Source organism: Janibacter sp. RAF52 (genome assembly GCF_052114035.1).
GTDB classification, from domain to species: domain Bacteria; phylum Actinomycetota; class Actinomycetes; order Actinomycetales; family Dermatophilaceae; genus Janibacter; species Janibacter hoylei.
In genome coordinates, this window is the sequence record NZ_JBFRDY010000002.1 from 281,243 (window position 1) to 300,666 (window position 19,424).

The following is a 19,424-nucleotide window of genomic DNA, read 5'->3' on the forward strand; positions in this document are numbered from 1 at the left end:
GCGTCAGATTACTGCGCCGGCGTGTCGGCCCGCGGGTCGGAACCGTCCTGGGGGATGACGTCGACGCCGACCTTGAGGCTGGAGCCACCCCCTTCGCCGAAGATCACGCCCTTGAGCGGCGAGACGTCGCGGAAGTCGCGCCCCCACCCGGTGACGATGTAGCGCGAGTCGGCGAAGTGGTTGTTCGTCGGGTCGAGGTCGACCCAGTCGCCGTCGGGGGTCATCGCCGCGACCCACGCGTGCGAGGCGTCTGAGCCCTGGAGCTTGACCTTGCCCGGGGCCGGCCGGGTCTCGATGTAACCCGAGACGTAGCGCCCGGGGATGCCGACAGCGCGCAGGCAGCCGGCGGCGAGGTGGGCGAAGTCCTGGCAGACGCCTTCACGCTGGGCGAGCAGCTCGGGCAGCGTCGTCTTGACGCTCGTCGTGCCCTTGGCATAGGTGAAGTCGCGGTAGATGTCGGAGTAGAGGGCGACGAGCGCCTCGCCGAGCGGCCGGTCGGGCGGCAGGATCCCGGCCGAGTAGGCGATGACCTCGGGCGCGATCTCGACGAGGGCCGACGGCAGCAGGTACTGGGCCGCCTCGGCACGGTCGATGCCGTCGCCGGCGGCGATCTGCTCCGCGGCCTCCGCGACGGTCCACGCGTTGAGCCGGTCCATGTCCGGCGCCGGCCACTCGATCTCCATGAGGCTCACCTTGTGCACGTCGAGCACCGTGTGCGGCGTGCGGACCTCGTAGAAGCTCGAGTGGTTGCCGAAGTGGTCGACGTGCTCGGTGAGGATGTGCGGCTCGGGGCTGATCTCGACGCGGTGCTCGAGGACGCGCTGCCGGCTCGTCTCCCGCGGGCGCAGCAGCGCCCGGCCGAAGGAGTCGGTGACGTACTCCTCGTAGGTGTACGTCGTGCGGTGGCGCACCTCGTACTGCCGAAGGGTGTGGTGCTCCGGCTTGATGATCGGCACCAGGGGGTCGCCCGTGGCGACCGGCTCGGGGGCCGGGGGGCGTGACGGGGTGGCGCTCACCAGGACTCCTCTCCACCGTTCCACTGGACCCACTGCACGTTGCGCCCGGCCTGCTTGCGGCGGAAGTAGGCCGCGTCGACGGAGCGGTGCACCTCGCGCAGCTGGGTGCCGAGGCTCGACAGGCTGCCGGCGAGCGGGGCGCGACCGTCGGCGAAGAGCCCGTCGAGGTCGAGCCCGGCGATCCGCTCGGCGATCTCGCGAACGGCGGGCAGCGCGGCCTCGTCGTCGATGAGCTCGAGGTCATCGACGAGGCGGTCGACCTGGAAGGCGACCGAGCGCGGGTTGGTCACGTCGCGCAGGAGCAGGTCGACGGCCGCCTGCAGTGCCGACATCCCACCGAGCCCGGAGGTGAGCCGGCGGCGGTAGGTGATGACCGACTCGGCCGCGAGGAGCGCCGACTCGGTCGTCGTGCCCTCGACGACCGGCGCCCGCTCGACGGCGAGCACGGAGGCGAGCAGCCGGATCGTCTGCTGGGCGCGCTCGACGCGCTTGCCGGCGTCGGCGAAGGCCCACGCCGGGTCGCGGATCAGCGACTCGACACCGATGCCGGCGAGCGCCAGCAGGCCCTCGATGGTCTCCATGAGCAGCTCCTGCAGGTCGTCCTGCGGGACGGCGTGCTGGAGGGTGCGCTCGAGGCGCGACATGACGAGCCAGGTGTCGAGGGAGAGGCTCTCGCGGACCGCCTGGGCAGCGATGACGGCGCGGTGGGTGCTGTAGGCGACCGACCCGACGATGCGGGGGTCGAGGGTCAGCGCGCGCAGGTGCGGCAGCGGGTCCTCGCGGCGGCTGGCCCCCTCGTCGCCGACGAAGCCGGGGTGCACCGACATGACCTCGGTGACCGCGTCGAGGATCGCGAGCATCGCGGCGTGGCCGGTGGTGCCAGGGCGGGCCGCGTGGTCGTCGACGAGGTTGTCCGCGACCCGCAGCAGGCGGGCGGCGGCCTCGGCGCGCTCGGCGTAGCGGCCCATCCAGTACAGGTCGGCGGCGACACGTGGGGCCGGGGCCGCGTAGCCGGCGGCGGTCCCCCCTTCGACCGTGGCGAAGGGGAGGCCCTCCCCCTCGGGGGCGGTCGCCTCGGTGTCGGCGCGGACCCACACGTCCTTGCTCATCGCGCCGGTGAAGCTCGAGATGGCGCCGGAGTCGGCGCGGACGGCGAGCCGGCCGAGGCCGCCGGGCATGACGACGTAGTCCTCCTCGTCGGCGACGGCGAAGGTGCGCAGCACGACGCTGCGCGGCTCGAGGCCGCCGGCGGTGACCACGGGTGCCGTCGACATCGTCAGCGGATCCTGCGCGGTCCAGCGCCACGGCTCGGCCTGGATGCGCATGGCGAGCTCGTCGCGCTCGTCGGCGCTCAGCTCCCAGCCGAAGACCGAGTTGCTGTTGCCGCTGCGCGAGGCCGGCTTGACGACGAGGCTGGAGAGGTTGGTGACGATGTGGCTGAGGTGGGTCGGCTCGCCCGCCCACCACGTCTGGGTCGAGGCGAGGGAGAGGTCCTCGCCGAGGACGTGCCTGCAGATCTGCGGCAGGTAGGGGATGAGCGCCGGGTTTTCGAGCACCCCGGAGGAGATCGGGTTGACGATCGAGACGTGGCCGAGGCGGGCGGCCTCGACGACGCCGGGCAGGCCGAGGCGGGAGTCGCCGCGCAGGTCGAGCTGGTCGATGGCATCGCCCTCGACGCGGCGCATGATGACGTCGACCGGGGAGAGCCCGCTCGTCGTGCGCATCCAGATGCGGCCGTCGCGGCTGACGAGGTCCTCGGACTCGACGACGGGCACGCCGAGCACGGTGGACTGCAGCGCCTCGTCGAAGGCCGCGTCGCTCAGGGCGCCGGGCGTGAGGATGACGATGCGGGGCACGTCGTCGGTGTCGGGGGCGGCGGCGACGAGCGCCTTGTGCACGTGGAAGAAGAACCCGCGCAGCCGCGCGAGGTCGACCTCGCGGTGCAGGTCGGGCAGGACGCGCGCGATGATCCGGCGGTTGGCCATGGCGTAGCCCGCGCCGGTCGGTGCCTGGGTGCGGTCGGAGAAGACCCGCCAGGCGCCGTTGCGGTCGCGGGCGAGGTCCATCGCCGGCATGACGAGCTGGCGGGGCCCGGGCAGGTGGATGCCGTCGGCCTGCGGGAGCCAGCCGTCGTGCCCGTAGACGGCGGCACCGGGCAGGATCCCGGAGCGCACAAGGCTCTGCTCGCCGGTGAGGTCGGTGAGCACGGCGTCGAGCAGGGCGGCGCGCTGGCGCACGCCCTGCTCGAGGCGGGCCCACTCGGTGGAGCCGAAGGTGAGCGGCAGCGGGTCGAGCTCCCACTCGCGCGGCTCGGTGGGGATCTGGCGCCCTTCGGGTGCCTCGCTGTCCTCGGGGGAGACGCCGGCGCCGTAGGTGATGCCGTCGTCGGCGACGAAGCGCCGGGTCGCCGAGCGCGCTGCGAGGAGGGCGGTCAGACCGGCGCCGGCGATCTGGTCGGCGAGCGGCTGCGCCGCCTCACGCACCCCGTCGAGGGTGACGAGCTCGTCGACCCCTTCGCTGCTCGTGACGATCTCGCGGTAGTCGTCGAGCAGGGGTGAGGACCGGTCACCGATGGCCGCAGCGGACATGTGGCGACACTAACGCTGTTGGGTGGACGGGCCCGAACCCCATCCGCCCCACGTTTCTCGGGTCACCCGAGAATCGCCCCCTTCGCAAGAGTTTGGAACCCTTGCGAAGGGGGCGTTTCTCTTGCTGAGTCGGCGCGAAGGGGGGTCAGCGCCGCCCGTGGCCCCGGCCGACCTGCGTGTCGACCCACACCAGCCGGTGATCGCTCGTCGGGAAGGGGTAGCTGCCGGTGAGCCGGTACAGCGGGTGCTCGCTCGTGGGCCAGAAGACCCGTGCGTGCCGGATCGGCAGGTCGCGGCTCGGCAGGACGTAGTCGGCGCGGATGTTGCCCGGCGGCTCGGCGAAGTCGGCGGTGTCCTGCGCGGGGTTGCCGACGTGCTCGTCGTTGATCCCGCCCTGCTGCTCGCTCGCCTCGACGGCGCCGCGGCTCGTCGGGGTCACCGAGGTGTTGACCCGCGGGTGGTCCAGGAGCTGGTGGATCGCGTCGTCGGTGCTGTCGCCGTCGTCGGGGTCGGCGTTCTGGTCGCCCGCGATGACGAAGCTGGCCCCCCGCGGGAGGCCACCTCGCCTCCCTTCGTCGTCGCGGATCCAGCGGGCGTCCGTGCCGCCGGAGACGTAGTCGGCCCACATCCGGATCTCGTCGGCGTTGCGCCGCCCGTTGCGGTCCTCGGGCCCGTCGAAGGTGGGCGGTGTCGGGTGGCTGGCGAGGAGGTGGACGGTCCGGGTGCCGATGCGGATCGGCAGGTCCCAGTGGCTCTTGCTGCTCAGCCGCAGGTCGGCCTGCTCGGCGGGCGAGTAGTAGTCGGTGGGCATGCGGTTGCCGGGCATCGACTGCCACTTCAGCTGCTGGAAGGTGCGCACCTTGCGCGTGTCGATCGGGTACTTGCTGTAGACGACCATGCCGTACTGCCCGGGGAAGAGCCCGAAGCCGTAGGCGTCGTCGCCCCCGCCGACGGTCCCGTCGTTGTTGAGGTCGTGGCCGCTCGGGACGCCCGTGTTGCTCGGCGCGATGTAGTGGTAGGGGTAGTCCACGGGGTCGGCGCCGCGCTGGCCCACGGCCAGGTAGTTGTCGCGAAAGAGGCGAGCGGCCTTGCGGGAGTAGTCGAACTCGTTGACGAGCACGACGTCGGGGTCAGCCCGCTGGATCGTCTCGGCGACGTTGCGCGCCTGCTCGTTGTCACCGGTCGACAGGTCCTGCTCGAGCTGGCCCTCGGTGGCCCGGTTGAGCGAGGCGTTGAAGGTCGCGAAGCGCACCTCCTGACCATGGTGCGGGTGCTTCCCCTTCGGCCGGTGGTCGTGGGCGGTGGCCGGGGCGGCCAGGGTCAGGGCGAGGGCGGCCGCGCCGACGAGCGCGGCGGTCCGGCGGGTGCGTGGCGTCATGCTCCCGACGCTAGGGCCGAAGGGAGAACACCGCCTGTCCAATGGACCAACGCTTCCTCCCCGCCCCCTGAGGAGGTCGCGAGGGGCCCCGCTCCCTGAGGAGGTCGCCCCGCGACCGTCTCGAAGGGTCCCTGAGGAGGTCGCCCCGCGACCGTCTCGAAGGGGGCCGCCCGTGCCACCGCTCCCTGAGGAGGTCGCCCCGCGACCGTCTCGAAGGGTCCCTGAGGAGGTCGCCCCGCGACCGTCTCGAAGGGATCGCAAACATTCCTTTGCAAACAACTCTTTGCGGTCTACGCTGCCCCCCATGGACCCCGTCACCCCCGACGTCACCCAGCTGCGCGCGCTGACCCACCCGGTGCGCATGCGCATCCTCGGCCTGCTCCGCACGCTCGGTCCGGCAACGGCCAGCCAGGTCGCCCGCCGCCTCGGGCTCAACTCGGGCGCCACGAGCTACCACCTGCGGCAGCTGGCGGAGCACGGCTTCGTCGAGGAGGCGAGCGACCTCGGCAACAACCGCGACCGGTGGTGGCGGGCGAGTGCCATGACGACCTCCGTCCGCGACGACGACGTGACGACGGACGAGGGGAGGGACGCCACCGACGCCTTCCACCAGCTGGCCGTCACCCAGCTCGCGAGCCGCATGCAGGGCGCCGCCGTCCGTCGAGGGGGCGAGAGCGAGGAGTGGCGCGCCGTCACCTCGATCAGCGACCTCCAGGTCCCCGTGACCGCGGAGCAGGCGGCGCAGATCCTCACCCGCTTCGAGGACCTCATGTGGGAGGTCCTCGCCGAGCACCCGCCCACGCCCGGCGAGCTCGCCGACGACCAGCGTCGCTACGCCGTCGTCATCTCGAGCTTCCCCACCGATGATGAACCCGCGTGGGAGTCACGATGACCGATCCGCTCTCCCCCCTCGCCGCCCGTCGGGTCTTCCTCACCCTGACGACGACCCGCTGGCTGCCGATCGGCTTCGTCGTCGGGCTGCTCGTCCTGTGGCAGCTCGAGCGCGGCCTGACCCTGCCGCAGGCGCTCACGGCCTCGGCCGTCATGGGCATCGCGGTCGTCGCCCTGGAGCTGCCGACCTCCGGCTTCGCGGACGCCCTCGGTCGCCGCCCGGTCCTCATCGCCGCCGCGCTGGCCAATGTCGCCGCAATGGTTGCGCTCCTGGTCGCCCACTCCTTCACCGCCTTCGTCGTCGCGTCGGTGCTCACTGGCGTCTTCCGCGCCCTCGACTCCGGCCCGCTCGAGGCCTGGTACGTCGACACGGTGCACGCGTCCCGGCCCGGCGCCGACGTCGACCAGGACCTGTCGCGGTCCACCTCGATCCTCGGCCTCGCCATCGCCGGGGGCGCCCTCCTGTCGGGCGGTCTAGTCGCCTGGCACCCGATCGGGTCGCACTCGGCCCTGTGGCTGCCGGTCGTCATCTGCCTCGTGCTCTCCGTGGCCCACCTCGTCGCCGTCGTCGTGCTCCTGCGCGAGCCGGTGACGCACCTCGACTCAAAGGGCTGGGCCCGGGCGGCCACCTCGGCCCGCGAGACCCCCGGCGTCATCGCGTCCGGCCTGCGGCTCGTGCGCGACAACCCCGTGCTCCGCGGGCTGGTGCTGCTCGAGGTCTTCTGGAGCACCGCGATGATCTCGATGGAGTCGCTGACCCCGGTGCGCATGGCCGAGCTCCTCGGCGGCGAGGAGCGAGCGGGCGTCGTCATGGGCCCGCTCGCCGCGGGAGCCTGGGTCGTCTTCGCCGTCGGCGCCTGGCTGTGCGGTCGGGCCTCCGCCCGCTGGGGCGTGGCGCGCGCCGCGATCCTCGGCCGGGTCGTCCACAGCGTGCTGACGATCGGGATGGCCCTGGTCGTCGGGCCGGTCGGCCTCGTCGTCGCCCACCTGCTCGCCTACACCGGCCACGGCATGCAGGGCCCGGCCTACAGCGCGTTGCTGCACCGCGAGGCGACCTCGGCCAACCGCGCGACCGTGCTCTCGCTGGGCTCGATGTGCGCCTTCGGGTCCACCGCGGTCACCATGCCGCTCGCGGGCCTGCTCGCCGACGCGACGTCGACTCAGGTCGCGATGGCTGCCGCCGGGATCTTCGGCCTCGGTGGCGTCTGGTGCCTGCTCCCTGCGCTGCGAGCCGAGCGCCGCCGCCCTTCGCTCGTCGCCTCGGTCGCGACAACCTGACCAGGTCAGCCGTAGACGCGCCCCTGGGTCAGGTGCACCCGGACCGCGACATAGGTCGTCAACGCAGGCACGAGGACGCACAACCACCGGGCCGCCAGGAGGTCACCCTCGAACCCGCCGAGCGCAGCGTGCACTCCCGACCAGAGGGTGACGACGCCGGCGATCGCCGGCAGGAGTTTCAGCAGTGAGCTGCCGTGGGCGGCGAGGCACAGCACGGCGAGCAGGACCAGAGGCACCGCGACCAGGAGTCCGCTCACGTCTCCGGCCCCGGAGAGACCCCACAAGTCGAGGTCGAGGACGGGCGGTGCGACATCTTCCTGCAGCAGGCCGGTCGTCTCCTCCCCTTCGCCTTCCCACCGGGTCATCGGCAGGCAGGTCGTGATGAGCAGCGCGAGGGCACAGGCGACGAGGCCGCCCTTGCCCGCAGCCAGCTCGACGAGATGGTCGTCGCGGTCGCCCCCGGTGGTCATGGCGGCAAACCTAGCGCCACGTCGTCAGAGCGTGCGCGAGATCAGCTCCTTCATGATCTCGTTGGTCCCGCCGTAGATCTTCTGCACGCGCGCACCGGCGTAGAGCCGCGCGATGGGGTACTCGAGCATGTAGCCGTAGCCACCGAAGAGCTGCAGGCACCGGTCGATGACGTCGCACTGGACGTCGGTCGTCCAGTACTTCGCCCGCGAGGCGGTCACGGCGTCGAGCTTGCCGTCGACGTGCAGCGCGACGCAGTGGTCGAGGAAGGTCCGCGCCGCCATGACGTCGGTGGAGACCTCGGCGAGGGTGAATCGCGTGTTCTGGAAGGCGCTGATCGGCTTGCCGAAGGCGGTGCGCTCCTTGGTGTACGCCAGCGCGAGGTCCACGGCGAGCTCGGCGGAGGCCACCGCGCCGACGGCGATCGCCAGCCGCTCCTGCGGCAGCTGCATCATCAGCTGGTAGAAGCCCTGCCCCTCCTCCTCACCGAGCAGGTTGGCCACGGGCACCCGCATGTCGGTGAAAGCCAGCTCACGGGTGTCCTGTCCGTGCTGACCGACCTTCTGCAGCACCCGACCACGCTCGAAGCCCTCGAGACCGTCGACCTCGGCCACGATGAGCGAGATCCCTTGTGCCCCTTCACCGCCGGTGCGTGCGACGACCACGACGAGACCGGCGTGCGAGGAGTTGGTGATGAAGGTCTTCGACCCGTTGATGATGTAGTGGTCGCCCTCGCGCCGGGCCGTGGTCTTGATGTTTTGCAGGTCCGACCCGGTGCCCGGCTCGGTCATCGCGATGGCACCGATGAGCTCGCCGGAGGCCATGCGCGGCAGCCACTTCTGCTTCTGCTCCTGCGACCCGTAGGCGAGCAGGTAGTGGGCGACGATCGAGGAGTGCACGGAGTAGCCGAGCGCGTCGTCTCCGGCCCGCCCCTGCTCCCACATCACGGCCGCCTCGTGGGCGAAGGTCCCGCCACCGCCGCCGTACTCCTCGGGGATCGAGATGCACAGCAGGCCCGCGGCGCCCGCGGCCAGCCAGGTCTCCTTGTCGACCTGGTGCTGCTCGGCGAAGCGCTCCGCGTGCGGCGTCACCTCCCGCTCGAAGAAGGTGCGGGCGAGGGTGAGCACATCGGCCACCTCGTCCTGCATCCACGGGGAGGCATAGGGCTGGGGCATCAGGATCTCGGGCATCGTTGCCTCTCTGTCGTGAGTGCGGTTCGACCAGGGATGCCGCATCTCCCTAGGGAAATGACACCTCCTGTGGGCATTTCCCTAGGCAGATGCGACGTCTGGGTGCTATTTCCCTAGGGAAATGCGAAGTCGGGGGCGGGCGAGGGGGCGGTCAGGATGAGCGAAGGGGGGCGAGCGGCACGTCGTGCTCCGCAGCCCAGGTGGCCCACTCGTCGGCCGTGCGGGTGGCGAAGACCTCCGCCAGCCGCTCCGTGGTCAGCTCCTCGGGCGCGATCCCGAGCGCCTGAACGACCCGCGCGGTGAAGTGCGGCTCGAGCGCGGCGAGCGCGATCGATCGGTCCGCGGTGTCGTAGACGGCGTAGACCGGCAGGCCACCGCCGAGCAGGGCACCGGGTGCGGTGAGCCCGTGCAGGAGGGGCCCGGCGATCGTCTGCGACACGTCCGACAAGGCCACCTCGCGGCGTACCCCTCCACCCGTGCGGGACCGGGCCACGAGCGCGGCCGCAGCCTCCGCCGCCGCCCGCTCCGACCCGGCGAGGTCGACGACGAGGGTGGCGGGCATCCTCCCTTCGCCGAGCAGTCCGGTCACCGCCTGGTAGGTGAGGTCGTGACCGGGGGTCTCCGCCTCGTCGCCCGGGTGGCCGACGATGTCGACCTGGCAGACCTGCGGGTGCCGCGCGTGCACGGACTCGAAGTCGAGCCCGAGCCTGCGCAGCGCCGACGGCCGCGAGCTGGTGACGAAGACGTCTGCGGCAGCGAGGAGCTCGTCGACCTCGGCCCGACCGGCGTCGGACTTCAGGTCGACCCGACGCACCTCCTGACCGACGTGCAGCTCGTCGTAGTAGTCCTTGGCGAACTGCTCCATCGGGTCACCACCCGGGGGCAGGACCGTCACGACGCTCGCCCCCTGCCCGGCCAGCCGCGCGACGGCGGCCGGCCCGGGCAGGTTGATGGCGATCGAGACGACGCGGACGCCGGTCAGGGGGCCGGTCATGTCAGGCCTTGTCGACGAGGGTGCCGGCGGCGACGCGGCCGCGCAGCCACTCCGACGGGCGGAAGCGCTCGCCGTAGGTGTCCGCGAGCTCGTCGGCGCGCGCGACGAAACCGGCCAGGCCGCCCTCGTAGTTCGTCATGAAGGTCGCCGGCCCACCGGTGTGCGGCGGGAAGCCGATGCCGAAGATGCCGCCGATGTTGGCCGACTCGGTGTCGGTGAGCACGCCGTCCTCGAAGCAACCCGCGGTCTCCAGCGCCATGATGAAGAGGTAGCGGTCCTGCAGATCACGAAGGGGGACCTGCGTCCCCTTCGCGAAGCGCTCGCGCAGCCCGGGCCACAGGACCTTGGGCCCGTCGGCCGGGTAGTCGTACATGCCGGCGCCGGCGGCGCGGCCCTTGCGACCCTCCGCGACCATCGTGTCGATGAGCTCCTCGCCCGGGCCCTTGGGCAGGGTCTTGCCCTCCGCGGCCGCGGCCTTGTCGGCCTCCGCGCGGATGTGCTGGGTGAGGGTCAGCGAGATCTCGTCGAGCATCGCCAGCGGCGGCGCGGGGAAGCCCGCCGTCGTCGCGGCCCGCTCGACGACCATCGGGTCGATGCCCTCGGCGACGGCGACGGCGCCCTCGAGGATCAGCGTGCCGAAGACCCGGCTGGTGTAGAAGCCGCGGCCGTCGCCGACGACGACCGGGATCTTGCGGATCTGCTGGACGATGTCGATCGCACGGGCGGTCGCCTCGTCGGAGGTCTGCTCGCCACGGATGATCTCGACGAGCTGCATCTTGTCCACCGGGGAGAAGAAGTGCAGGCCGATGAAGTCGGCCGGCCGGCTGGAGAACTCCTGCAGCGAGGTGATCGGCAGGGTCGAGGTGTTGGAGCACAGAAGCGTGTCCGGCCCGACGACTGCTTCGACCTCGGAGAAGACCTGCTTCTTGAGGTCGTAGTCCTCGAAGACCGCCTCGATGACGACGTCGACGCCCGCCAGGTCGTTGACGTCGGCCGTCGGGGTGATCCGCGCGAGCACGGCGTCGGCCTTGGCCTGGTCCATCTTGCCGCGCTCGACTCGCTTGGCCAGGAGCTTCTCGGAGTAGCTCTTGCCCTTCTGCGCGCCCTCGATCGAGACGTCCTTGAGGACGACCTCGATGCCGGACATGGCGGCGGAGTAGGCGATGCCAGCGCCCATCATCCCGGCGCCGAGGACCCCGATCTTGCCGACCTGGCGGCGCTCGACGCCCTCGGGGCGCAGCTTGCCGCTGTTGATCGCCTGCAGGTCGAAGAAGAAGGCCTGGATCATCGCGGTCGACTCGCGGCCCGCCGCGAGCTCGGTGATGTAGCGCGACTCGATGCGGCTCGCGGTGTCGAAGTCGACCTGCGAGCCCTCGACGGCCGCGGCGAGGATCGCGCGGGGCGACTTCGTCGGGGCACCCTTGAGCGTCTTGCGCAGGTTGGCGGGGAAGGCCGGCAGGTTGGCGGCGAACTTCGGGACCGACGGGCTGCCGCCGGGGATCTTGAAGCCTTTGACGTCCCACGGCTTGGTGGCCACGCCCTCGTCGTCCTGGTGCTCGCGGATCCACGCCTTCGCGGCCGGCACGAGCTCATCGCGGGTGGCGACGAGCTGGTCGACGACCCCCTTCGCGTGGGCCTGCGCCGGCGCGTACTGCTGGCCCTGCAGCAGCCAGCCCATGAGCGCCTCCTGGATGCCGAGCATCCGCACGAGGCGGGTGACGCCGCCACCACCCGGCAGCAGGCCGAGGGTGACCTCGGGCAGGCCGAGCTTGACCTTGGGGTCGTCGACGGCGATGCGGTGGTGGGTGGCGAGCGCGAGCTCGAGACCGCCGCCGAGCGCCGCACCGTTGATCGCGGCGACGACGGGCTTGCCGAGCTGCTCGAGGCGCCGCAGCTGCGACTTGATGCCCTCGATGCCGGCGAAGAACTCACCGGCGGTCTCGGGGGTCACCGACTGCAGGTCGGTGAGGTTGCCGCCGGCGAAGAAGGTCTTCTTGGCGGAGGCGAGGACGACGCCGGTGATGTCGTCGCGCTCGGCCTCGAGCCGGTCGACGGTCTCACCCATCGCCGCGACGTAGGTGTCGTTCATGGTGTTGGCGCCCGCACCGGGGTCGTCCATCGTCAGCGTGACGATGCCCTCGTCGTCGCGCTCGTAGCGGATCATGTTCTCGCTCATGGCTTCTCGTGCTTCCTGTCCGTGACGAAGGGGGGTCAGACGCGCTCGACGATCGTGGCGACACCCATGCCGCCGCCGATGCAGAGGGTGGCGATGCCGCGCTCGAGGTCGCGGCGCTCCAGCTCGTCGACGAGGGTGCCGAGGATCATCGCGCCGGTGGCGCCGAGCGGGTGGCCCATGGCGATCGCGCCGCCGTTGACGTTGGTCTGCTCCTCGCTCCAGCCCATGTCGCGCATGAGCTTGAGGGCGACCGCGGCGAAGGCCTCGTTGATCTCGACGAGGTCGATGTCGCTGGCCTTCATGCCGACCCGGTCGAGGGCCTTGCGGCACGACGGGGCGGGGCCGGTGAGCATGATCGTCGGCTCGGAGCCGATGACCGCGGTGGAGACGATGCGGGCGCGCGGGGTCAGGCCCATCTCGTGGCCGACGCGCTCGTTGCCGACGAGCAGCAGCGCGGCGCCGTCGACGATGCCCGAGCTGTTGCCGGCGTGGTGGACGTGGTTGATCGCGTCGACGTGCGGGTACTTCTCGGTGGCGACGAAGTCGAAGCCGCCCTGCTCGCCCATCGCGGCGAAGGAGGGACGCAGCCCGCCGAGCGACTCGGCGGTCGTCCCGGGGCGGATCGTCTCGTCGCGGTCGAGGATCGTGATGCCACTGGCGTCCTTGACCGGGATGACGCTCTTGTCGAAGTAGCCGCCCTCCCAGGCAGCAGCCGCGCGGGCGTGGGACTGCGCGGCGAAACGGTCGACCTCGGCGCGGTCGTAGCCCTCGATCGTCGCGATGAGGTCGGCGCTGATGCCCTGGGGCACGAAGTCGGTCTCGAGGGCGGTGCGCGGGTCCATCGCCCACGCGCCGCCGTCGCTGCCCATCGGCACGCGCGACATCGACTCGACACCACCGGCGATGAGCAGGTCCTCGAAGCCGGAGCGCACGCGCGCCGCGACCTGGTTGACCGCCTCGAGGCCGGAGCCGCAGAAGCGGTTGAGCTGCACGCCCGCGACCGGCTCGGGGTAGCCCGCCTTGAGGGCGGCGATGCGCGGCAGGACGGCGCCCTGGTCGCCGACCGGCGAGACGATGCCCATGACGAGGTCGTCGACCTGGGCGGCGTCGAGGCCGGGGTTGCGCTCGCGGATCGCCTGCAGGAGGCCGACGGTCAGGTCGATCGGCTTGACCTCGTGGAGGGAGCCGGAGGCCTTGCCCTTCCCTCGGGGTGTGCGGACGGCGTCGTAGATGATCGCCTGGGGCTGCTCGGGCATGGGCCGGCTCCTTCGCGGGTCACTGCTGGGGTTCGCCTCGCACCCTACGCAGGCGTTGAACACGTGTGCAATGGTGGGTCGACTTGTTCACCGTCACACCGAAGGCAGGTCCCCGTGGGTTCACGAGAAGGCGCCGCCGGCGACACCAGCACGCGGATCCGGGACGCGGCACTGGCGCTCTTCGCTGAGCGGGGAGTCGCCGCGACGAGCCTGCGCGAGGTCGCCCGCTCCGCCGGCGTGGCCCCGGGGCTCATCGGTCACCACTTCGGCGGTAAGGAGGGTCTGCGCGAGGCCGTGGACGCCTTCGTCGTCCAGCGCTTCCGCGAGGCCCTGGCCTCGGTCCCCCTCGAGGGCACGACCGCGGAGATCGCGGCGGGCCGTGACGCCGCTGTCGCCCGGATGTTCGCGACCAACCCCGAGGTCATCGACTACCTGCGCCGCGTCGTCGTGACGCCCGGCCCCGGCGATATCGGCCTGGCCCGCCTGCTCATCGAGGAGACCATCGCGCAGACCCAGACCCTGCGCGACCACGGCGTGACCCGCAGCGGGGTGCCGGTCACCGAGCAGGCCGTCGCCGTCCTGCTGCGGCAGCTGGGCACCTGGCTGCTCCAGCCGACCCTCGACCGGATCTGGCAGCTCTCCGGCGCCGAGGGCGACTCCCCGGAGGTCCGCGTCACCCTGCGCTGACCCACCCGGCCCCACCTCCGGTCCCTGCCCTTCGAGACGCTCGGCCGCGGACGGCCTCGCTCCTCAGGACCCGGAGGCCGCCCGCGGCCGTCTCGAGGGGACGCCCGTTCAGCCCTTGCGCCAGAGGACGAAGGCCCCGACGACCATCGCGAGACCCAGGAGCATCACGAGCCCTCCCACGACGAGCATCGCGCCGGCGCCGGTGTCGTAGGCGCCGGTCATCACCGCTCCCAGGCCCCCGCACAGCAGGACGAGGAGGCCACCGCCGCCGAGGACCGCCCCCGCGAGAGACAGCAGCACGACCCCGCTGGTCTTCGCCGCCGACGGCGGCTGGGGCACAGAGCCCCCGTGACTCGGCGGCGGTCCCAGAGGGCCCTGTCCCGGCGGCAGGCTCACGAGCCCCGCTCAGCCGTTGGGGTCGGCATTGGCCGGGCACTCGCACCACTGGTCGGCGGGCACCTGGGCCCGCACCTGCGCGACGTGCTCGCCGCACCCGCTCCACGTCGTCTTGCCGCACTGCTGGCACCGGACCGGCATGCACACGGGCGGTCACTCCCCTTCGTCGTCGTCGCGCCGGACACGCTCCGGCGCCGCTCACAGTAGGGTCCCAGCATGGCCGATCGCAGCACCTACCTCCTCGTCGACGGGGAAAACATCGACGCCACCCTCGGGGTCTCCGTCCTCGGGCGGCGCCCGGAGCCGCAGGAGCGGCCGCGGTGGAACACGCTGCTCGAGTACACCGAGGCGGCGTGGGGCCAGCCGGTCAAGGGGCTCTTCTTCCTCGCGGTGGCCGGTGACCTGCCGGCCTCCTTCGTCCAGGCGCTGCTCGCGATGGGCTACCGGCCGGTGCCGCTGCGCGGCGAGGGCAAGGTCGTCGACATCGCGATCCAGCGCACGGCGCAGGCGCTCGTCGAGCGCGATGCCGACGTCATGCTCGTCAGCCACGACAACGACTTCACGCCGCAGATGGAGGCGCTCGCCGAGGACGAGGACCGGCGCATCGGCATCGTCGGCTTCAGCGAGTTCATGGCCAACGGGCTCAAGCAGATCGACGGCATGGAGTTCTTCGACCTCGAGTACGACGTGTCGGCCTTCAAGAGCCGCCTGCCGCGCGTCCGGGTCATCGAGATCGACGAGTTCGACCCGCTCGAGTTCATCTGACGAGCTGCGCGTCACCGCTCGAGCATCCTCGGCGCTGCCCTCGTTGGACTCCCGGGCTGCCAGCCGATAGGCAGGAGGCATGGAGCAGACACCGGCGCCCCCGATCCTCATGGGCGTCTACCGCTACCCGCGGATGATGACCTCGAAGTCCGAGCCGACGATCCTCGGCGTCCTCCCGGGCCGGGTGTGGCTCGTCGGCCAGGGCGGCGTCCTCTTCGACGCGCCCGCGCAGGCGATCCGCGCCAAGACGAACAAGACCGTCGGACACGTCACCCTCGAGGTAAACGGCGGCAAGCACGTCCTCGCGGGGATCGGCAGTGCCTCGGGCGCCCCGTTCAGCGAGCAGCAGCTCGCCGAGCTGGCCGCCTCCCGGCCGGCCGTCGAGGGCCATCCAGCAAGCCAGTCGCTGATGGCCGGCCGCGCCCTCTACGTCGGGGCTCCGGGCAAGGTCGACGGGACCTACCAGGGCGGCGTCCAGTCGATCGTCGGCCGCGAGATCGGGCAGCAGCGGGAGATCGGCGCTGCCCTGCGCGAGCTGCTCACCGCCGTGGGCGTCGCGGTCTGAGGCCGCCCGACTGCCGGGCGCTGCATCCCCCTTCGTCGCCGCGTCGCGGGCAGTCGTCAGGGCAGGTCGACGACCACGACCCGACCGGTCGCCGTCGTGATGACGGCCCGGTCGTCCGACAGCAGCCGCACCGAGGTCCCGCCGACGTAGCCGGAGAGCAGCGGGCGGCTGCGGCCCGTCGCGGGGTCGAGCTCGTCGACGAAGCCCAGCGTCGTCGCACCGACGATCGTCCCGTCGGACCGGACCGCGAAGTCGTCGAGGCTCGTGCTCACCCCGGCCACGCGCTGCGTCGCGCCGGTCGACGGGTCGACGCGGAAGACGGCGCCGAGCAGCGTCGAGCCGACGTACAGCTGACCCTGCGGCCCCACGGCCACCCCGTTGGGCGTGGGGAAGGACGAGGTGAGACGGCGCCGCTCCCCGGTCTGCGGGGCGACCCGGTGGACCCCTGCGTCACCGCCCAGGGTCACGCTGACGACGAGGTCACCGTCGGGCAACCGGGACATCCCGTTGGCCTCACCCATGCCGGTGGTGAAGGTGCGTCGGGCCCCGGTCGTCAGGTCGATGGCGAGCACGCCGCCCTTGCGGGTGAAGATCGAGGCGGGTGTGTTGCCGGTGACGACGTAGACGGTGTCGCCGTCGACGACCATCTGGCTGGGGTCGGCGACCTCTGCGACCGTGGTGATCTGGTGCGTCTGCGCGTCGACACGCTGGATCTTGTGCTGGTTGAGGTTGGCGACCAGCAGGTCCCCGTCGGCCGGGATCGCCGCCCCCTCCGCCCAGCCGCCGATGTTGACGTCGAGTCCGTCGGTGACCGCGACGCTCGTCGTCGGCGCGGCGACCGCCCCGGCCGACGGAGCGGCGATGAGCGTGAGAGCCGCGGCCGCGTCGACGATCGTGGTCCGGGTCAGGTGGCGCATGGTGTCCCCTCGTCGAGCCGAGCTCGCCTCGGCAGACACGGCCAACCTAGCGACCGAGCGTGCCGCGCACCTGGCAGACGTCAGAGCTCCCCTACTCAGGGGACGTCCCGATCGTCGTTGAAGGGCGACTCCCGGAGCACGGCGACGTGGTCGGAGTGCAGGCGATCGCCCCACGCCAGCTCCACCCGGCTCAACCAGAGCTCGCTCAGGTGGAACCACTGACGCCGAGAGTCCTCTCGCGGGCGACGATGCCTTGCCTCGTACGTCCTCGCGAGCTGGGCCGCCATGTCCGTCACGAGCGATTCGACCACCCCGTCGACGCTCTCGTGCACCTCGTCCCGGACGAGCTTGCCCCGCTCATGAGTCCGGACGAAGAGGCGGCCGTCGTCCTCGCCGTAGTACGGGTGGGCTCCGTCGATGTTGTCGCGGTCGGGCACCCGCCAGAGCCGCAGACCCGACTCCCGCTCGAGGACCGCGACGCACTCCTCCAGACGGCGGGCGACCTCGGCGAGACGATCGGGCACGTCGGCGCCGCGCCCCGGCTGAGTCTGCGGGTCAGGTGCCATGCCGGCCAGCCTGCCACCGACCGGGTGCAGGCACGACGAAGGGCGTCCCACCAGCTGGTGGGACGCCCTTCGTGAACTGTGCGCGAGGGGGGATTTGAACCCCCACGCCCTTTCGGACACTGGCACCTGAAGCCAGCGCGTCTGCCGTTCCGCCACTCGCGCAAAGAGTGAGCCGCGCACCTCTCGGCGCACGAGCCGTCTTATTGTGCCCCATGACCCGGCCGATCCCCAAAGCGGCGGGGCGCAGGGTCCCGGTCAGCCCTGCTCGCTCACGCTGAGGTGCTGCTGGGCCAGCCGGCGAAGGGGGGGCGAGCACCCGGTCGACGAGGACGGTCCCGAGGACCACCTGCCGCACTGCGCCGGCGGGGTCCTGGGGGACGGAGTCGACGTCGACCCGGGCCACACGCAGGCCCCCTTCCGCGTAGGCGCTCATGCGAGTCTCGTCGAGCCCGGGTACTCCTCGCGCAGCCGGCGCACGACCCCCGGCACCCACACCTGGGCCGCGGAGCTGAAGGAGGCGCCTCCGCGCGCCCCGCACCCACTGAGCTTGTCTCCCTTCGAGACGGCCGCGGGCGGCCTCCTCAAGGAGCGCGTGGGAGACGGCCGCGGGCGGCCTCCTCAGGGAGCGCGTGGGAGACGGCCGCGGGCGGCCTCCTCAGGGAGCGGGTGAAGGGACTACGGCCTTACCCCCCGGTGGGGTAGGGCCGTAGCGCTGACGCGAACTCCTCCCTTCGCCGGCCGACCCTCCCGCAGCGGGCAGACGCACCACGGCGCGGATGCAGGCATCGCCCAGCCAGCGCCGTTAGGGTGGCCGGACCCATGTCCGAGTCGACCGCTGCCCGAAGGGAGGAAGCGTGAGCCTCTTCGAGAGGATGGAGCGCAAGCTCGAGCGCACCGTCAACGGCGTCTTCGCCCGCGCCTTCCGTGCCGAGGTGCAACCGCTCGAGCTGGCCTCCGCGCTCCGCCGCGCGATGGACGACCGGGCGACCATGCTCGGCCGGGGTCGCACGATCGTGCCCAACCTCTTCACCGTCGAGCTCGCACCGAGCGACTACGAGCGCCTCACCGAGTTCGACCAAGAGCTCGAGGACGAGCTGGTCGCGGCCGCCCAGGAGCACTGCGAGTCGCAGCGCTACCAGCCCGGCGGCCCCCTGCAAGTCCTCTTCGACCAGGACGACGAGCTCGAGACCGGCGTCTTCCGGGTCCGCCCCGCCACCGCCCGGCAGCGTGTCGAGCGCGCCGAGCAGGTGCGCGCCTACTCCGACGAGCAGGCCCGCACCGACGACCGTCACGACGCCTACGACGAGTACTCCGGCGGCTGGGACCTCGACGACGTCGAGGACGAGCCGGCACCTGCACCCCCGCCCGCTGCCCCCCAGCAGACCGTCCCGCGGCCCCGCCCGGCCGCCGAGGACCAGCCGACCGCCGTCCACCGCCCTGCACCGGCCCGCCCCGCAGCCACCCCCCGCTCGGTCCACGACCGGCCCTGGCTCGAGGTCGACGGCGAGCGCTACCCGCTCATCGCCGCCATGACCGTGCTCGGCCGCGACGAGAGCGCCGACGTCGTCCTCGACGACCCCGGCATCTCCCGCCGGCACTGCGAGGTGCGCGTCACCCATGACGGGCCCCGCCTCGTCACCCACGTCCGGGACCTGCGCTCGACCAACGGCACCTTCGTCAACGGCGAGCCGACCGACGCCGCCCAGCTCTCCGACGGCGACCGCATCACCGTCGGTCGCACCCAGGCCACCTTCCACGCCGGTCGCTGACGCGACCACCATCCCCCCGACAGGAGCCCCGAGTTGAGCGAGTTGACGGTCACCGTGCTGCGCCTCGGCCTGCTCGTGCTGCTGTGGGTCTTCGTCCTGTCGGTCGCCTCCGTGCTGCGCACCGACCTCTTCGGCACCCGGGTCGTCAACCGTCGCCCCGCCCCGCCCAAGAAGGCTGCCCGCCGCGCCAGCACCGAGAGCGCCGCCCCGCGCCCCGCGCGCAACCCGCGCACGCCGACGCACATCGTGCTGACGACCGGCCCGCTCACCGGCACCTCCCTCCCCCTTCGCGACGCCGGCGTCCTCATCGGACGCAACCCCGAGTGCGCACTCGTCCTCGACGACGAGTTCGCCTCCGGGCGGCATGCGCGGATCCTGCGCGCCGAGGACGGCTGGTACGTCGAGGACCTCGGCTCGACCAACGGCACCTTCGTCGGCCAGTACCGCGTCGGCGACCCCGTCCCCGTCGAGGTCGGCACCTCGATCCGGATCGGGCGCACCGTCATCGAGCTGAGGAACTAGCG

19 protein-coding genes and 1 tRNA gene are annotated in these 19,424 nt (G+C 72.1%); 7 read left to right on the top strand and 13 right to left on the bottom strand.

The annotated features are described in order from the left end of the window. Positions 1–8: 8 nt before the first annotated feature. The 3 genes from AB4Y78_RS03850 to AB4Y78_RS03860 form a co-directional block, all read right to left on the bottom strand. The gene (locus AB4Y78_RS03850) at positions 9–1,016 is read right to left on the bottom strand and encodes a transglutaminase family protein (protein ID WP_007929912.1); all 1,008 of its coding nucleotides are present in this window, start codon (positions 1,014–1,016) and stop codon (positions 9–11) included. Next, complete coding sequence (locus AB4Y78_RS03855; RefSeq protein ID WP_441714081.1) at positions 1,013–3,604, bottom strand: circularly permuted type 2 ATP-grasp protein; 2,592 nt, start codon at positions 3,602–3,604, stop codon at positions 1,013–1,015. Before AB4Y78_RS03855 ends, AB4Y78_RS03850 begins: the two co-directional genes overlap by 4 nt. Positions 3,605–3,749: 145 nt before the next feature. Further along, positions 3,750–4,982: an endonuclease/exonuclease/phosphatase family protein gene (locus tag AB4Y78_RS03860; protein ID WP_441736869.1), complete on the bottom strand. Its 1,233-nt coding sequence runs from the start codon at positions 4,980–4,982 to the stop codon at positions 3,750–3,752. 304 nt (positions 4,983–5,286) lie between these two features. Between AB4Y78_RS03860 and AB4Y78_RS03865 the strand changes: the two genes are divergently transcribed. Next, positions 5,287–5,874 carry a helix-turn-helix domain-containing protein gene (locus tag AB4Y78_RS03865; protein ID WP_441714077.1) on the top strand — a complete coding sequence of 196 codons (588 nt, stop codon included), beginning with the start codon at positions 5,287–5,289 and terminating at the stop codon, positions 5,872–5,874. Then, entirely contained in the window at positions 5,871–7,151 is a 1,281-nt protein-coding gene (locus tag AB4Y78_RS03870; RefSeq protein WP_441714075.1) for an MFS transporter, read from the top strand. The genes AB4Y78_RS03865 and AB4Y78_RS03870 overlap by 4 nt, the downstream gene beginning before the upstream one ends. Before the next feature lie 5 nt (positions 7,152–7,156). Here the strand turns inward: AB4Y78_RS03870 and AB4Y78_RS03875 are convergent, their stop codons facing one another. From AB4Y78_RS03875 to AB4Y78_RS03895, 5 genes are all read right to left on the bottom strand, one after another. Next, positions 7,157–7,621, bottom strand: a complete 465-nt coding sequence (locus tag AB4Y78_RS03875; protein ID WP_259910087.1) for a hypothetical protein — start codon at positions 7,619–7,621, stop codon at positions 7,157–7,159. A 24-nt stretch (positions 7,622–7,645) separates the two neighbouring features. Continuing rightward, positions 7,646–8,809 (bottom strand): acyl-CoA dehydrogenase family protein, encoded by a 1,164-nt coding sequence (locus tag AB4Y78_RS03880; protein WP_387355531.1) that lies wholly within the window; start codon positions 8,807–8,809, stop codon positions 7,646–7,648. 151 nt (positions 8,810–8,960) lie between these two features. Then, a complete protein-coding gene (locus tag AB4Y78_RS03885) occupies positions 8,961–9,803 on the bottom strand; it encodes a CoA transferase (protein ID WP_387355530.1) in 843 nt (280 codons plus the stop codon). A 1-nt stretch (position 9,804) separates the two neighbouring features. Next, the gene (locus AB4Y78_RS03890) at positions 9,805–11,979 is read right to left on the bottom strand and encodes a 3-hydroxyacyl-CoA dehydrogenase NAD-binding domain-containing protein (protein ID WP_387355529.1); all 2,175 of its coding nucleotides are present in this window, start codon (positions 11,977–11,979) and stop codon (positions 9,805–9,807) included. Positions 11,980–12,014: 35 nt separating this feature from the next. Further along, a complete protein-coding gene (locus tag AB4Y78_RS03895; protein ID WP_259910083.1) occupies positions 12,015–13,235 on the bottom strand; it encodes an acetyl-CoA C-acetyltransferase in 1,221 nt (406 codons plus the stop codon). Between the two features lie 114 nt (positions 13,236–13,349). Here AB4Y78_RS03895 and AB4Y78_RS03900 point away from each other — a divergent pair, with 114 nt between their 5' ends. Continuing rightward, the gene (locus tag AB4Y78_RS03900; RefSeq protein WP_265230376.1) at positions 13,350–13,922 is read left to right on the top strand and encodes a TetR/AcrR family transcriptional regulator; all 573 of its coding nucleotides are present in this window, start codon (positions 13,350–13,352) and stop codon (positions 13,920–13,922) included. 108 nt (positions 13,923–14,030) lie between these two features. Here AB4Y78_RS03900 and AB4Y78_RS03905 read toward each other — a convergent pair whose 3' ends face one another. Both AB4Y78_RS03905 and AB4Y78_RS03910 read right to left on the bottom strand, forming a co-directional pair. Further along, complete coding sequence (locus AB4Y78_RS03905; RefSeq protein WP_441714070.1) at positions 14,031–14,261, bottom strand: hypothetical protein; 231 nt, start codon at positions 14,259–14,261, stop codon at positions 14,031–14,033. A gap of 66 nt (positions 14,262–14,327) precedes the next feature. Further along, positions 14,328–14,465, bottom strand: coding sequence for a hypothetical protein (locus AB4Y78_RS03910; protein WP_169330622.1), 138 nt, complete (start codon positions 14,463–14,465; stop codon positions 14,328–14,330). A 69-nt stretch (positions 14,466–14,534) separates the two neighbouring features. On the opposite strand from AB4Y78_RS03910, the gene AB4Y78_RS03915 reads away from it, so the two are divergent. Both AB4Y78_RS03915 and AB4Y78_RS03920 read left to right on the top strand, forming a co-directional pair. Continuing rightward, positions 14,535–15,083, top strand: coding sequence for an NYN domain-containing protein (locus AB4Y78_RS03915; RefSeq protein WP_259910080.1), 549 nt, complete (start codon positions 14,535–14,537; stop codon positions 15,081–15,083). Between the two features lie 79 nt (positions 15,084–15,162). Then, complete coding sequence (locus AB4Y78_RS03920) at positions 15,163–15,648, top strand: hypothetical protein (protein ID WP_306514139.1); 486 nt, start codon at positions 15,163–15,165, stop codon at positions 15,646–15,648. Between the two features lie 56 nt (positions 15,649–15,704). On the opposite strand, the gene AB4Y78_RS03925 is transcribed toward AB4Y78_RS03920, so the two are convergent. From AB4Y78_RS03925 to AB4Y78_RS03935, 3 genes are all read right to left on the bottom strand, one after another. After that, the gene (locus tag AB4Y78_RS03925) at positions 15,705–16,565 is read right to left on the bottom strand and encodes an outer membrane protein assembly factor BamB family protein (protein ID WP_265230373.1); all 861 of its coding nucleotides are present in this window, start codon (positions 16,563–16,565) and stop codon (positions 15,705–15,707) included. A gap of 95 nt (positions 16,566–16,660) precedes the next feature. After that, a complete protein-coding gene (locus AB4Y78_RS03930; protein WP_265230372.1) occupies positions 16,661–17,131 on the bottom strand; it encodes a hypothetical protein in 471 nt (156 codons plus the stop codon). A gap of 79 nt (positions 17,132–17,210) precedes the next feature. Next, positions 17,211–17,293: transfer RNA gene (locus tag AB4Y78_RS03935), tRNA-Leu, on the bottom strand. A 692-nt stretch (positions 17,294–17,985) separates the two neighbouring features. On the opposite strand from AB4Y78_RS03935, the gene AB4Y78_RS03940 reads away from it, so the two are divergent. Together AB4Y78_RS03940 and AB4Y78_RS03945 are read left to right on the top strand one after the other, a co-directional pair. After that, positions 17,986–18,900 (top strand): FhaA domain-containing protein, encoded by a 915-nt coding sequence (locus AB4Y78_RS03940; RefSeq protein ID WP_259910075.1) that lies wholly within the window; start codon positions 17,986–17,988, stop codon positions 18,898–18,900. Positions 18,901–18,933: 33 nt separating this feature from the next. Beyond that, complete coding sequence (locus AB4Y78_RS03945) at positions 18,934–19,422, top strand: FHA domain-containing protein FhaB/FipA (RefSeq protein ID WP_259910074.1); 489 nt, start codon at positions 18,934–18,936, stop codon at positions 19,420–19,422. Positions 19,423–19,424: the final 2 nt, after the last annotated feature.

Excerpts from the sequence above, each read along its gene's own strand:
- AB4Y78_RS03870 (WP_441714075.1), top strand. The coding sequence starts at position 5,871 with ATGACCGATCCGCTCTCCCCCCTCGCCGCCCGTCGGGTCTTCCTCACC.
- AB4Y78_RS03885 (WP_387355530.1), bottom strand. The coding sequence starts at position 9,803 with ATGACCGGCCCCCTGACCGGCGTCCGCGTCGTCTCGATCGCCATCAAC.
- AB4Y78_RS03895 (WP_259910083.1), bottom strand. The coding sequence starts at position 13,235 with ATGCCCGAGCAGCCCCAGGCGATCATCTACGACGCCGTCCGCACACCC.
- AB4Y78_RS03880 (WP_387355531.1), bottom strand. The coding sequence starts at position 8,809 with ATGCCCGAGATCCTGATGCCCCAGCCCTATGCCTCCCCGTGGATGCAG.
- AB4Y78_RS03855 (WP_441714081.1), bottom strand. The coding sequence starts at position 3,604 with ATGTCCGCTGCGGCCATCGGTGACCGGTCCTCACCCCTGCTCGACGAC.
- AB4Y78_RS03890 (WP_387355529.1), bottom strand. The coding sequence starts at position 11,979 with ATGAGCGAGAACATGATCCGCTACGAGCGCGACGACGAGGGCATCGTC.
- AB4Y78_RS03915 (WP_259910080.1), top strand. The coding sequence starts at position 14,535 with ATGGCCGATCGCAGCACCTACCTCCTCGTCGACGGGGAAAACATCGAC.
- AB4Y78_RS03930 (WP_265230372.1), bottom strand. The coding sequence starts at position 17,131 with ATGGCACCTGACCCGCAGACTCAGCCGGGGCGCGGCGCCGACGTGCCC.
- AB4Y78_RS03875 (WP_259910087.1), bottom strand. The coding sequence starts at position 7,621 with ATGACCACCGGGGGCGACCGCGACGACCATCTCGTCGAGCTGGCTGCG.
- AB4Y78_RS03925 (WP_265230373.1), bottom strand. The coding sequence starts at position 16,565 with ATGCGCCACCTGACCCGGACCACGATCGTCGACGCGGCCGCGGCTCTC.
- AB4Y78_RS03865 (WP_441714077.1), top strand. The coding sequence starts at position 5,287 with ATGGACCCCGTCACCCCCGACGTCACCCAGCTGCGCGCGCTGACCCAC.
- AB4Y78_RS03860 (WP_441736869.1), bottom strand. The coding sequence starts at position 4,982 with ATGACGCCACGCACCCGCCGGACCGCCGCGCTCGTCGGCGCGGCCGCC.
- AB4Y78_RS03920 (WP_306514139.1), top strand. The coding sequence starts at position 15,163 with ATGGAGCAGACACCGGCGCCCCCGATCCTCATGGGCGTCTACCGCTAC.